The following is a 243-nucleotide window of genomic DNA, read 5'->3' on the forward strand; positions in this document are numbered from 1 at the left end:
ACTTTCACACTGGTTGCAGCACTATCATCGGCGTAGAGTCGTTTCACGGTCCTGTTCGGGATGGGAAGGGGTGGGACCGACTTACTATGGTCATCAAGCTTTGACTTGTATGCTCCGCAGCCACCAATTGGGCTGCACAGCGAATCTGGGAGAAGTAAAGTTTTGGGTAGCACTCACCATCATAGTAAATGCGCATAACCGTCAAGGTTATAGGGACAAGCCGTACGGGCAATTAGTATCAGT

1 rRNA gene is annotated in these 243 nt (G+C 49.8%); it reads right to left on the minus strand.

Annotated elements, in window-relative coordinates:
• Nucleotides 1-98: ribosomal RNA gene (gene rrf / locus GJ698_RS30390) — 5S ribosomal RNA — on the minus strand; the annotation flags it as partial.
• Nucleotides 99-243: the final 145 nt, after the last annotated feature.

Origin of the sequence: Duganella aquatilis (assembly GCF_009674565.1) — a bacterium.
Classification (GTDB): domain Bacteria; phylum Pseudomonadota; class Gammaproteobacteria; order Burkholderiales; family Burkholderiaceae_D; genus Rugamonas; species Rugamonas aquatilis.